Raw genomic sequence first — 11,424 nt, forward strand, 5'->3', positions numbered from 1 at the left:
TGTATTGGGCCGCTCAAAGAAGCCGGATATACGTCAGCAATCGTGATCCTGAACCAAGCCTGCCAAGACTGTTGCAATAAGGCGGGGTCCATATACATCCACACAGGTCATTCGCTGCGATCTGCATAGACGACCGCTATGCGGGACGAAGCTACCATTTGCTGCGGCTGTGCCAACGTCCGGTTCTTGAAGCACGAGGTGCATTCAGCGACACAGAATTCGCTGCAAAGTCGCGTCCGCTTCATTGACTATTTCTAGAACAATGTCGCTTGCACTTTGTACTTCCTTGACCATCGACACGCCTTGCCCGGCCCACATCGAGATTGCCTCGACATTCCCAGTCAGGTCACCGGAAGGTGATTTACTTTGATACCTCAATACTTCACCACCGGTTGAAGTTGAGGCGACGACATCTCCTTCTCCCGGTCTTTGGCCAAGTGGCAGGCGACCTGACTCTTCCCACATTTTGGTAGTGCTATTATTCAAAGCTCTGTGCGGCGCATCGGGCCATCCAATATCAAACAGATCGTCAAAATGGGCCGTGTCGTTTTCCGAGGCGGCTAGAAGGTGAGACAGATAGTCTGGATGGACGTTTGCCTCAGCCGCTGCAAGAAATCGGGTTCCAACCCATACCGCGGAGGCTCCCAATGAGAGTGCTGCAGCCAGTCCTCGTCCATCTGCAATTCCACCCGCTGCCACAACCGGAATATCGCCAACAGCGTCAACGACAGCGGGAATCAATGCCATGCTGCCGACAGTCCCACGCACATGCCCCCCTGCTTCCCAGCCTTGCGCACAGATGGCATCAGCACCAAGTTCAGCGGCAGCTTTTGCGTCTGCGGCGTCGCCGGCGCTGTATACGACTTTCGCACCCCCCGCTTTAGCACGCGCCAAGAATTCTCCAGGCGGTCGCCAGAACAGTGAAATGACTTCCACCTCTTCTTCTAGACAAGCGTCAAGATGCTCTAGGCTTGGAAAATCCATATTGAGGTTCACACCGAACGGTTTGTCGGTCAGTTGTTTGATATTGCGCACCGATGTCCGAAGGTCGTCTGTGCTGACATGCCAAAGTGGAGTCAAACCAAGACCCCCAGCATTGCTTACGGCGGCGACTAATGCATCTGAAGCAACGCCGGCCATGGGAGCCAAAACAACCGGATGTTCAATTCCGAAAGTATCGCAGAATTTTGTGCTCATAACTCGATACCTCAAAGGAGTAGCGTGTAATTCAAGAAGTTTTGCACAGGGAGCTGCGTTTCCAAAGCGGAACTTGGGGCATGTTGCAGCATCAAGTAATTTCGGGCTCAAACGGATCATCTGCTGCGACGATACCAAAGGTCTGGTCTGAATTGGCGAACGGCAAGCGCCGCCCGCCAACATCGTCAGATGTCGATTCGTTCAGCAATGCTCAGAGCATCTTCCAGCTCGACGCCCAGATAGCGCACAGTGCTGTCGACCTTTGTGTGCCCGAGCAGAAGTTGTACTGCTCTGAGGTTTCCAGTTTTGCGGTATATTTCCGCTGCCTTGGTTCGGCGAAGAGAATGGGTGCCATATCCACTCGGCTTCAGCCCGATCGCCGTTACCCAGTCCCGCACAAGCCGACCATACTGCCGTGTTGAAATATGTGGCCGGTCATGAAATCGGCTAGGAAACATGAAACGGCAACCGATCATCTCGGGCGACCCGACCCACGCGGCAACCGTATCCCGCGTGTTTTCAGTGAGTTCGAATTGAACGGGTCGCTGCGTTTTGCTCTGTATGACCGACGCCCTTTCGCGAACGCGACCGTCCCGCACCAAGTCGGTGACAGTAAGTTTCACCAAATCGCATCCGCGAAGCTTGCTATCGATTGCCACATTGAAAAGCGCGAGATCGCGGAGGTTGCCCGCGAGTTCAAGCCGTGCACGGATTGCCCAGACCTGCTTCGGCAATAGTGGCCTCTTCTGACCAATGATCCGGCCTTTGTTCCAGGCTCTGCGTTTTGGGGTGACGGTGGGAAGTTGGACTCTTGGCATGAATTGCCCTCCAATCCTCCCTCCACACCCAGTCATCAGCACCGCGCTGACGGAGGTAGTCTACTGGATTGCCGAACGGCAGCTGTCGGCAGGTGGAGCGATAGGGCATCGTTGCATGCGCATCAGGCTGCTTCGAGCCCACAGCGGAAGCGGCTCAAAACGCTAAGTAAATTCGCAGGCCCACTTCGCTGCGTCGCCAAGAAGGTTAATGCCGCAATGCTGCTGCACAAACGCGCCTTTTGAGCGGGACAGATTCCACAGGCTGGCCTTAGGAAACTTGCAGCACGATTTTTCCGCGCACATGGCCCTCAGAAATATTTTGCATAGCATGGGCCCCGTGAACCAAGGCATGGATTGAAACTGAAGGTGGCTTGATGGTGCCGTTCTCCAGATATGTCACGATTTCTGTAAGTTGCTTTCCATTGGGCTGAACGATCAGGTCAATTTCGTCGACGCCATGTTTTTCGGCCACCGCCGGTAAAGGGGATTCGCCGATGGTGACCAATATCCCTCCCGGTCGAAGAGTTCGATATGCATCGCGATGAAGGGGGCCAAGCACGTTTGAAAAAACAACGTCAACGCCTTGTGGGAATTCGGCGATGAGATCATCTGTGAAATTCGGTTTGGAATAGTCGAAAATGTAGTTGGCCCCGAGTCCAGTGACATAATCGCGGTTTCTTTCGCTACATGTCGTAATGACTTTGGCGCCAAGCGCGGCGCCCAGCTGAACGGCGATGCTACCTGTTCCACCGGCACCCGATAACACATACAGAACTTCGCCTTTCGAGAGCTTCGCCGATCCAACGAGCGCCTGCCAGCAGGTAAGCCCGACAAGCGGAATCGAAGCCGCCTCAGCCAGTGTCAAATTCGAGGGTGCCCGCGCCAAGGACAGTGCGTCCGTGGCAACGTATTCGGCAAAGCTGCCTCCCGGGCCGGGCAAACAGCCGATGACGGCATCACCAACCGAAAAGTTTCTCACGTGGCTTCCGACTTCCACCACGGTCCCGCTGAAGTCGCGGCCAGTCACCAGCGGGAAGGGTGCATTGCGATAGTGATCGATGCGCCCCGCACCAATTTTCCAGTCCACCGAGTTTACCCCGGCATATGCAACCCTGACAAGGACCTCATGGCTGCACGCCTCGGGGCGGGCAAGATCACTGATGACAAGGTTCTCTGGCGGGCCAAACTTTTGATAAACAAGTGCTTTCATGATGTTGGTCAATCCCTCCCGATAACTCAAACGCAGTGTGGCCGTCTAGGAAAACCACATAGGTGCAGTCAGATTACATACCGGCAGTCCATGGCCCTATTTGCCTCGGTTCGATGCTGCATAGTCGATCAGGCGCTCGGGCCAGTGTCGGTCTCGATCGGGAGACGTTCGTTCGGCCCCCATTCGCTCATCGAATTCTCGTAAACGGCGACATTTTCGTGACCCAACTGACAGAGCCAGAACGCATCGACCGTAGCAAAGATCCCACCACCGCAATAGGTAATATGCCGTTGCGCTTTGTCGGCCATTGCCTCGCTGAGGGCATTCGCGATGTTTGACGGCGAAAGGAAGGTTCCATCCGGCGCGACAAGCTCGACCTGCGGAAGACTCACACTGCCGGGGATGCGCCCGGGCCGTCCGTATCTGGGATTTTCGCCGCTAAAGACATCGCGACCAAGTGCATTGACGAGACATGTGCCAGGATCATCAATGGCCCGCAGAACGTCGTCTTTTGCGACAAATATCTCGGGCCGAAGGTCGATGGAAAGCTGGCCCGTGGGGTAGGCGCAGGGCGCTTGAGACAAAGGCCGCCCTTCGGCTGTCCATTTTTCAAATCCGCCGTCAAGGACAGCGGCATTGTCAAAGCCCAGCCATCGCAACATCCACCAGAACCGAGTTGACCATGACATGCTACGCCGACTGTAAAGGACGACCCGAGACGTGTCGTCGATTCCCTGCGCCCCAAAGGCGGCCGCCACGGTTTGCCGGTCCGCAAGGGTCATGGCAAACGGGCTGCTGTCGTCCGAAAAATCTGCCTGAAGATCGAAGAATCCGGCACCCGGGATGTGGCCTGCTTCATGCTCAGGCCGGCAACTGACGACGCGGTATGGGCGTTCGCCTGCGACGTCGAGTTCAAGAATAGTCGAGCAGTCGAAAATCCTGAGCCTCGGGTCGTCCAAATGCTCTGCCAGCCACTGGGTATTGACCAGAGCGTCAGGATCTTTCATCGATACTTCGGCCATTTCAGTGTCCTTTTTCGGGGGGCGGGCGGTCATGTCGCCACGAGGTCGTAGTGCTTGATAGACCGGGACTCGACCAATTCCGCCTCGGCAGGATCAATGTGCGGCGAGTTGTAATCATCGCCGGCAAACTCTTTGAGCGAATCCAGACTGTCCCAGATCATGACAAAGCTGAATTCCCTCGGGGTTTCCGTTCTTGGCGCGCCGGGCAAAACCTGAACAATCCCTTTCGTGCCCAGCATCAGCGGTATGGCGGTCTCGTGAAAGAACCGGGCAAACTGCTCTTCCTTGCCTGGGCGGATGACGACTTGAAAGACACGCATGATCATCAGGTTGCCTCCCTGGCTACAGCAGCATTGCTTTGGATTGGGCTCAAACTATCACAGATTCCGCAAAATCTCAAAAGATGCCCGGGCGGCGATCATTGAGGCCAGCGTTTTCTGCTGCTACCCTAAGCGGTGCCCCGGATCGCCCGGTCAAAAGGCGACTTTCGCGACAATATCAACAAAACCACCAAGATTATCAAACATCTGGCCGTGTCCGGCACCGGGAACGACCTCGATCCCGCACCCGTTGGCGCGCAGCAGGTCCGGCGAAGGCGTGTCAGGACCCAAGGCATCAGGCGTATCGGGATAGGTTTTTTCGCCAAAGACAAAAGTTCGTTTCATCGGCAGCGCCAGAAAGTCTTCCAACATGGAGTCAGGCACGTTGTTGAGGGCTTGAGCGTTACGATAGAGTCCGTTTGCGCTGACATGCGCCCACACATTGCTGCGACGGATGCTAATGGTGTCGCCGTTGCGGGCGCTGGCAAAAATCTCGGCCTGCATCTTCGGAAATGCGCTGCCGACGAATTCCGCTTCGTTATGGGCGACGATCTGGCGCACCAGCCCTCCGCCGCCCGAGGTCACGTTGCTTTCGCCGACGATCAGGTTACCAACCAGATCCGGACGGGTGATGGCAAGCTGGATGGCGACCGATCCGCCCATGGAGTGGCCCATGACAGTGGCGCCTTGGATCCCTGCGCTGTCCATCAGAGCGGCAATGCAAGCCGCGTGGCCTGCGAGCGAATAGTCGAAATCATCGGGATGATCGCTAGCGCCCGAGCCGAGGTAGTCGACCAGAAGCGCCCGGTGCCGGGGCATGTCTGGATGTGTCACCACGTCGAAAAACGAGGCCGCCGCCGAAAAGCTGATCGCGGGCAAGTAGACGATCGCCTGTCCTTCCTGCGGCGTTTCCAGATAGCGCATGAAGGCATCATGGTTTTCCAGATAGAAACTTTTCATTTTCGGTCCTCGCATCCAAATCACAAGTTTGCGGACCCACGTTGGCATGCGGGGTGGATTGACGACAAACGACAAGAATTCATAATATCGATAAGTTTTTCTAAAGCGATGCCATGACCAGACGCCTGCCGAACCTGAAGCATTTGCGCGCCTTCGAGGCCGCTGCACGTCACCTGAGCTTCAAGCAGGCGGCCGACGAACTGTCGGTCACCCAAGCTGCCATCAGCCACCAGATCAAGGCGCTGGAACAGCATTTCGGCGCGCGTCTGTTCCACCGGATGAACCGTCAGGTCACCCTGACCAACGAAGCCGCCGCGCTTGCAGCAGAGCTGGAAAAGGTACTTGATCAGGTGGCGGTGGCCTCGGCGCGGTTCAGAGCGCAGATGATGACCGGAACCATTCGGATATCTGTCACGCCCTTTTATGCAAACCGGATGGTATTGCCCTATCTTGACGAGTTTCATGCTGCCTATCCCGGCCTGAATTTGGAATTCGACCTCAGCTATGAGATCGCGGATTTCGCCGAGCGCGATCTGGACGGCGCGCTGCGCTATGGGCACAGCGACAGGCCGGGAGCGCATATGCAATTGGTTCATCTGGACCTGGTGGCACCCGTGGCCTCGCCAGCGATGGTGCACAGAGCCGAGCAACCGATGAAACCGGGACAGATCGCCAGCCTGCCGCTGGCCGCCGTTGCAGGGCAGGAACGCTATTGGAGCCAATGGTTCAAGGCCGCCGGGCAGGCTTTTCCTTCCGGATGCACAATGTCCTTTCACGAGCAGCGCGCATTGGCCTTGGATTTCGCGCTTGCCGGCAATGCGGTCGCATTGGCCGATCTGCCGCTGATCCGCAACGAGCTTGCCAATGGCTCACTGGTCTGCCTGTCCGAGACTCAGATCACCTTGGATCGCGGCATTCACCTGGCCGTGCCCGAGGGCCCGTTCCGCGACCCGCGTCTGACCGCGTTCGGGGATTGGCTGAGGGGCCGCGTATCAGGATTGATTTGATTGGCTTCGCAGCCAGTTTGCAAACTTCCGAACCGGGGGCCGCTCGTCGCCGGGTCGCGTATGGATAAAGAAAACCCCGACATTCTCTTCGGGAAACAGCTCAACAAGTTCGCCTGACTGGATTTCCTCGTGAACCCACTGCCGTGCCGTATAGGTGATGCCGTCACTTCTCTTGACCGCGTCCATGATTAGGTTTCCCGGCATCTGTGATATCATCAGGGGCCGGTCCAGTTTGACGCCGTGCCGGTCGAACCAGTCTGGAACCTCGCGCGTGCCCAGTTCCATGAGCCAGGGCAGATGCACAAGATCGGCGGGGCTGGTTGTTTTCACGCCGCTGACCAGCTTTGGTGTGCCGACGACCACCAAGTCGAGAACCAAAAGAATGTTGGCGTCCTTCGGCAGTGCCTCAAGCCGGCTATAGCGGATAGCCACATCCATTCCGTCCTTGTCCAGATCAACGATCTTTCCACTGGGATTAAGCAGCAGTGTCACTTCGGGTTGATGGGATTGGAAATCGTTCAGCCGAGGCATCAGCCACTTGACCGCAAAGACCGGGGACATCGTGACGTGCAAGGGGCGTGCATCTTGAAGATTGGTCAGCGCCTCCACCCCGTGGCCAATCTGGCGAAAGCCGGCCTCCAGATCACGGGCCAGCATCCGGCCTTCGTCCGTAAGCGCGATACCGCGCCCCGATCGTGCGGCCAGCTGCACATCAAAGAAGGCTTCGAGCGCCTTGATCTGCTGCATGACGGCGGCATGGGTGACATTCAGCAACTCACCGGCCTTGGTGTAAGAGCCGGTTTCGGACAACGCCGAAAACGCCCTGAGTGCGTTGAGAGAGGGCATTGATCGCCAATCCACTGTTAACTCACCTAACGTTTGGGATGAATTTCTGAGTCGCATTTCTGGTTATTTGCGTCAATATCACAAGGGTAAACTTGATTGCAGCCGCGGTCGGTATGCAAGAAAAACTCAGGGGAGTGATACGGAATGGCTGTAACTACAGCAGTTCACGAAGGCGGATGCCGATGCGGTTCGGTCCGCTACGAGATGGTAGGGCACCACACATATTCCGGGATATGTCACTGCGACGACTGCCGCCGCGCGACCGGCGGCGCCTATGTTCCCTGGTTCGGTTCCGATCCGAAAAACTTCTCGGTAACCGAGGGAACGATCAGCGAGTATGAATCTTCCCCCGGCATCTGGCGGGGGTTCTGCGGGACCTGCGGTTCTCCCCTCACATTCCGCGGCGAAGGCTGGAACGATGTGGCGATAACCATCGCATCGCTGGATGACCCAAACTCGATCACGCCCGAGTCGAACGTATACCTGAAAGAGCGGCTTCGCTGGGTAAGATTCAACGAGGACATGCGCAACTACGACGGTTTTCCCGACTAACTCCAAGGAGGACAGACAATGACAAAAGCCTATTCATACGCGTGCGGGGACTGCGAAGGCATGGAAGCCTGCCCCGCCAGTGTCACCGCCGAGACCAAAGACGAAGTCTGGCAATTGATGGGTCATCACGCCCGGATCGCCCATGGCGAAAACCCTGACGACTGGGATCAGGAGACCCGCGACTACCTCGATACGCTAATCCGCGAAGTCGACATGTGAGCCGGGGCGATGATCGTCAAGACTCTTGAGGATGTGCTTGGCACCAAGGGTGAGGCCCACGGCGCCAAATGGCATTCCATGCGCCTTTTGCATGCGGAGGATGGCATGGGCGTCACCTTGACCGACAGCATCCTGGAAGCCGGGTTCGAAATGATCCTTTGGCAGAAGAACCATCTTGAGGCCTGCTATTGCCTCGAAGGCGGCGGCACGGTGGAGGAACTGAATAGCGGCAAAGTGCACCAAATCCGGCCTAGAACGCTTTACGCCATGAACAACCACGACCGTCATCGCATCCGGATCACAGAACGCACGCGCGTCGTCTGCACCTTTTTCCCGGCCCTGACCGGCACTGAGGAGCATGACGAAGACGGCTCGTTGTGATCCGGTCCATAATCCACGCCGCCGACGTATGGACGACTATCAAACGAAAGGAAGACCCATGGCTCAGACCTTTTTGCAAATGGCCAAGAAGGCAATGGCGCAGGCACAATCCATCAGCGCCGAAAAAGCAATCGCTGAACTGGAGGCCAACCCCAACGCGTTGTTGGTGGATGTGCGTGACGAGTCCGAGGTCGCAGTCACCGGCCTTGGAACACAGGCGTTCAACGCACCGGGCAGGTCGATTGCCTGGCTGGCTGACACCGACACCGACAACGATTATCGGACGCCCGAGCTACAGGATCGCGGCCGCCGCATCCTGACGACATGCGGAATGTCGCCCTGCTATCGCGGCGCCAAGGCCGCAAATCTGCTGATGAAGATGGGCTTCACCGACGTTGCTTATGTTGAAGGCGGCATGACCGCCCTTCTGGCCGCAGGTTTAATAACAGAAAGCCCAACTAGGCCAAGTCAGGCCATCGAGATCGGCGAGGCCCAATTGCCAGGTAGCTAAATTTTGATCTGTTTGCTTGCAGGCCATCCGGCCGAAGGACTGTGTCCGCTATGCCCATTTTCCACCAGTTGGTGGTTCACGCAGCATCGGTCGAAGTGGGCTCTGAACCGCCATTAGCTGCAGAAGGCCCGAACGTCCTCTCTGGGCCGTTCGCGCACCGAAACAATCGCTATTGCCTTCGTCCTGTCGCAATCCAGGCTGTTGCAACATACGAGCGCGGACCGTCGGCTTCGCCGTCAAGATAGGCATCTCGCACCGCATCCTTGATCTGGTTTTTTAACTCTGGGCTTCTCTTCGATAGGTAAGATGGAATTGGGCCGTCTGTTCCGTCGAATGGGCTCCAGTAGTCTTCGAAAGAGGCAAATTCAGTCCGGATGTGAATTTCGCCGGCCTGAACCTCTGCAAACCCGGCCGACCTCAAGGCTTCTTCCAGACGGCCGGGGCGCCTGAGCGGCCGTGTGAAGTTCTTTTTCCTGAGTTCGTTTGCTTCCCGGTCCAGCATTGCAGCTGTGTCTAGAAAAAAGCGATTGAACACTAGTCCGCCTCGTGCATCCCAAACGGCAACCGCCAAGCGGCCGCCCGGCTTCAAAATGCGTGAGATCTCGGAAAACGCCCCGCTTGTGTTGGGAACGAAATCCAAAACAAGTTGAGACACGACATGATCGAATACTTCATCCGGCATTAAGAGCGCATTCAGGTCACCTGCTTCGAACGAAACACGAGGGTTCGAAATCTCACACGCGGCGAATTCAACATATGCCTCGGAAATGTCGATGCCGACGATTTTGGCAGTTTTTGTTCGGCGTAATAGTTCAGCTGTCAGTGCGCCTGTTCCGCATCCGGCATCTAGTATTTTGTCACTATCTTCAAACTCTATGAAATCAAGGAACTTTGGTGCCAGCAAGCGGCTGAAACGCCCCATTTGCAGTTCGTAGCCATTGCCGCTGGCTGCTGAAAAATCTGATGATTTCGGTTCCAAGGATCACACTCCAAATGAATATTGGGCATAGTGGGCAATCTTGTCGAGCTGCACACCACACGTGTTGCTCTTAACACGGAAGAGGCATGATTTCCATTTCTACCGGCCAATCCAAGTGTGTGGGTGTCTGGCATTCATTCAAAGACTAAGGCCGGTTTCGTCCGCACAGCAGACATCTGTGCAAGATGCAGCGAATGGCAGCAATGAGCCCACAGTGACTGATGCTGCGTTACGCACGGATGTCCACTTGCGGACCATTTCAAGGCCGGGCGTTATCCGCAGAGCTGGTTGCTTTCTGAGTGCCAGTTAGCCAAAATCGGAGAAATCGTTCATTCTGAACAAGATTTTACAGCAGCAACCATCTCACTCACGACCCGCTTGAGTTGTAAGATATCGAAGCCCCCAACGATGCGATATCCACGCGAAAAGAGGTCGTCAATTTCTGCTTTAGTATTCGCCGGTCCGCCACCAAGCGGGATATTCGCTGTCTTCGCAGCAACTTCGATCTTTCGCACCGCATCGATAAAGACTGGGTTTCCAAATTCGCCGGAAATGCCCAGCGAGGTCGATAGATCGAACGGGGCGACAAAAGCCATGTCGACGCCATCGACGGCAAAGATCGCATCTATGTTGTCCAACGCCTCGACGGTTTCGATCAACAGACAACAGACGATCTTGTCCCCGAAAGTCGCCAGATAGTCCAAGGGCGCGACATCCCATCTGGAATGTGCGACGAAAGCCCCCCAACCCCTTATGCCGTTTGGCGGGTAACGCACAGATGCGACGCAAGCTGCCGCCTCGTCTGGCGTCCGCACCAGAGGGAACATGATTGCCTCTGCACCCAAATCCAAAGCGAGTTTCACGTTGGCGGGATTGTGGTCGATAACACGAACCATGGGTGAACAATCCGTGCCCTGCGTTGCCGCAATCATCGCATGAAGGGTCTCGTTGTTTGTCGCCGCGTGTTCTCTATCGATAACGATAATATCAATTCCGGTCGAAGCGACGGCTTGCGCGACGGTGGCAGACGGGATGATGCAAACCTCACACGAAAGGCGTCGGGTCCGGCTTGCCAGTTTTTCCTTGAGCATCATAGGATGCGCCTCCGTCATTCATGGGCATTTCTGCCATTGGTTTCGGTCGTCCTTCAGCACAATAAAAAGATTGTTCCGCCCTACATTCACGCTGATGCAAAAAAATGTCAAAGATTGTTCAGGGTCGCTATTCACGGCCTCCCAAAAACCACCGTTTCTGGGAGGGCTCGTCGAACCAGACCTTGGTGCAGCTGCAGCGAATGTCCCCTTCGTCCTGTGGTTTCAATTGGTCGCTGCAACACAGGCTTCAAATTTCTCTGCTGGGGTTTGGTATTGCAAGGTCTTTCTGGGGCGCTCGTTAAGCTGGC

General features: G+C 56.1%; 14 protein-coding genes. 5 read left to right on the forward strand and 9 right to left on the reverse strand.

Annotation, left to right across the window (positions count from 1 at the left end; translation table 11 throughout):
- Positions 1-204: 204 nt before the first annotated feature.
- The 6 genes from C8N45_RS22485 to C8N45_RS22510 all read right to left on the reverse strand — a co-directional run bounded on the left by C8N45_RS22485 (position 205) and on the right by C8N45_RS22510 (position 5,527).
- Positions 205-1,197, reverse strand: a complete 993-nt coding sequence (locus C8N45_RS22485) for an NAD(P)H-dependent flavin oxidoreductase (protein WP_108389231.1) — start codon at positions 1,195-1,197, stop codon at positions 205-207.
- Between the two features lie 185 nt (positions 1,198-1,382).
- Positions 1,383-2,015, reverse strand: a complete 633-nt coding sequence (locus tag C8N45_RS22490; protein ID WP_108389233.1) for a tyrosine-type recombinase/integrase — start codon at positions 2,013-2,015, stop codon at positions 1,383-1,385.
- Between the two features lie 268 nt (positions 2,016-2,283).
- Positions 2,284-3,225, reverse strand: coding sequence for an NADP-dependent oxidoreductase (locus tag C8N45_RS22495; protein ID WP_108389235.1), 942 nt, complete (start codon positions 3,223-3,225; stop codon positions 2,284-2,286).
- Positions 3,226-3,353: 128 nt separating this feature from the next.
- Entirely contained in the window at positions 3,354-4,247 is an 894-nt protein-coding gene (locus tag C8N45_RS22500) for a sulfurtransferase (protein WP_168769571.1), read from the reverse strand.
- Positions 4,248-4,276: 29 nt separating this feature from the next.
- Positions 4,277-4,573 (reverse strand): antibiotic biosynthesis monooxygenase family protein, encoded by a 297-nt coding sequence (locus tag C8N45_RS22505; protein ID WP_108389239.1) that lies wholly within the window; start codon positions 4,571-4,573, stop codon positions 4,277-4,279.
- Between the two features lie 147 nt (positions 4,574-4,720).
- Entirely contained in the window at positions 4,721-5,527 is an 807-nt protein-coding gene (locus tag C8N45_RS22510) for an alpha/beta hydrolase (protein WP_168769572.1), read from the reverse strand.
- A gap of 113 nt (positions 5,528-5,640) precedes the next feature.
- Here C8N45_RS22510 and C8N45_RS22515 point away from each other — a divergent pair, with 113 nt between their 5' ends.
- Positions 5,641-6,534, forward strand: a complete 894-nt coding sequence (locus C8N45_RS22515) for a LysR substrate-binding domain-containing protein (RefSeq protein ID WP_108389243.1) — start codon at positions 5,641-5,643, stop codon at positions 6,532-6,534.
- Here C8N45_RS22515 and C8N45_RS22520 read toward each other — a convergent pair.
- Positions 6,520-7,380, reverse strand: coding sequence for a LysR family transcriptional regulator (locus C8N45_RS22520; RefSeq protein WP_168769573.1), 861 nt, complete (start codon positions 7,378-7,380; stop codon positions 6,520-6,522). The genes C8N45_RS22515 and C8N45_RS22520 overlap by 15 nt on opposite strands.
- Before the next feature lie 144 nt (positions 7,381-7,524).
- Between C8N45_RS22520 and C8N45_RS22525 the strand changes: the two genes are divergently transcribed.
- Genes C8N45_RS22525 through C8N45_RS22540 form a run of 4 tightly spaced genes read left to right on the forward strand, consistent with a single transcriptional unit; the run spans position 7,525 to position 9,043 of the window.
- Entirely contained in the window at positions 7,525-7,932 is a 408-nt protein-coding gene (locus C8N45_RS22525; protein ID WP_108389247.1) for a GFA family protein, read from the forward strand.
- An 18-nt stretch (positions 7,933-7,950) separates the two neighbouring features.
- Positions 7,951-8,151: a DUF1059 domain-containing protein gene (locus C8N45_RS22530; RefSeq protein ID WP_108389249.1), complete on the forward strand. Its 201-nt coding sequence runs from the start codon at positions 7,951-7,953 to the stop codon at positions 8,149-8,151.
- A gap of 9 nt (positions 8,152-8,160) precedes the next feature.
- Positions 8,161-8,532: an ectoine synthase gene (locus tag C8N45_RS22535; protein WP_108389251.1), complete on the forward strand. Its 372-nt coding sequence runs from the start codon at positions 8,161-8,163 to the stop codon at positions 8,530-8,532.
- Positions 8,533-8,590: 58 nt separating this feature from the next.
- Positions 8,591-9,043 carry a rhodanese-like domain-containing protein gene (locus C8N45_RS22540; protein WP_108389253.1) on the forward strand — a complete coding sequence of 151 codons (453 nt, stop codon included), beginning with the start codon at positions 8,591-8,593 and terminating at the stop codon, positions 9,041-9,043.
- Between the two features lie 169 nt (positions 9,044-9,212).
- Here the strand turns inward: C8N45_RS22540 and C8N45_RS22545 are convergent, their stop codons facing one another.
- Both C8N45_RS22545 and C8N45_RS22550 read right to left on the reverse strand, forming a co-directional pair.
- Complete coding sequence (locus C8N45_RS22545; protein ID WP_108389255.1) at positions 9,213-10,022, reverse strand: class I SAM-dependent methyltransferase; 810 nt, start codon at positions 10,020-10,022, stop codon at positions 9,213-9,215.
- A 329-nt stretch (positions 10,023-10,351) separates the two neighbouring features.
- Positions 10,352-11,116, reverse strand: coding sequence for an HpcH/HpaI aldolase family protein (locus tag C8N45_RS22550; protein WP_168769574.1), 765 nt, complete (start codon positions 11,114-11,116; stop codon positions 10,352-10,354).
- Positions 11,117-11,424: the final 308 nt, after the last annotated feature.

This window comes from Yoonia sediminilitoris (assembly GCF_003058085.1).
Classification (GTDB): Bacteria; Pseudomonadota; Alphaproteobacteria; order Rhodobacterales; family Rhodobacteraceae; genus Yoonia; species Yoonia sediminilitoris.

What these genes read in the sequence shown, in the direction of transcription:
- C8N45_RS22525 (WP_108389247.1), top strand. Translation starts at nt 7,525, where the DNA reads ATGGCTGTAACTACAGCAGTTCACGAAGGCGGATGCCGATGCGGTTCG.
- C8N45_RS22520 (WP_168769573.1), bottom strand. Translation starts at nt 7,380, where the DNA reads ATGCCCTCTCTCAACGCACTCAGGGCGTTTTCGGCGTTGTCCGAAACC.
- C8N45_RS22550 (WP_168769574.1), bottom strand. Translation starts at nt 11,116, where the DNA reads ATGATGCTCAAGGAAAAACTGGCAAGCCGGACCCGACGCCTTTCGTGT.
- C8N45_RS22510 (WP_168769572.1), bottom strand. Translation starts at nt 5,527, where the DNA reads ATGAAAAGTTTCTATCTGGAAAACCATGATGCCTTCATGCGCTATCTG.
- C8N45_RS22515 (WP_108389243.1), top strand. Translation starts at nt 5,641, where the DNA reads ATGACCAGACGCCTGCCGAACCTGAAGCATTTGCGCGCCTTCGAGGCC.
- C8N45_RS22490 (WP_108389233.1), bottom strand. Translation starts at nt 2,015, where the DNA reads ATGCCAAGAGTCCAACTTCCCACCGTCACCCCAAAACGCAGAGCCTGG.
- C8N45_RS22495 (WP_108389235.1), bottom strand. Translation starts at nt 3,225, where the DNA reads ATGAAAGCACTTGTTTATCAAAAGTTTGGCCCGCCAGAGAACCTTGTC.
- C8N45_RS22500 (WP_168769571.1), bottom strand. Translation starts at nt 4,247, where the DNA reads ATGGCCGAAGTATCGATGAAAGATCCTGACGCTCTGGTCAATACCCAG.
- C8N45_RS22540 (WP_108389253.1), top strand. Translation starts at nt 8,591, where the DNA reads ATGGCTCAGACCTTTTTGCAAATGGCCAAGAAGGCAATGGCGCAGGCA.
- C8N45_RS22535 (WP_108389251.1), top strand. Translation starts at nt 8,161, where the DNA reads ATGATCGTCAAGACTCTTGAGGATGTGCTTGGCACCAAGGGTGAGGCC.
- C8N45_RS22485 (WP_108389231.1), bottom strand. Translation starts at nt 1,197, where the DNA reads ATGAGCACAAAATTCTGCGATACTTTCGGAATTGAACATCCGGTTGTT.
- C8N45_RS22530 (WP_108389249.1), top strand. Translation starts at nt 7,951, where the DNA reads ATGACAAAAGCCTATTCATACGCGTGCGGGGACTGCGAAGGCATGGAA.
- C8N45_RS22505 (WP_108389239.1), bottom strand. Translation starts at nt 4,573, where the DNA reads ATGATCATGCGTGTCTTTCAAGTCGTCATCCGCCCAGGCAAGGAAGAG.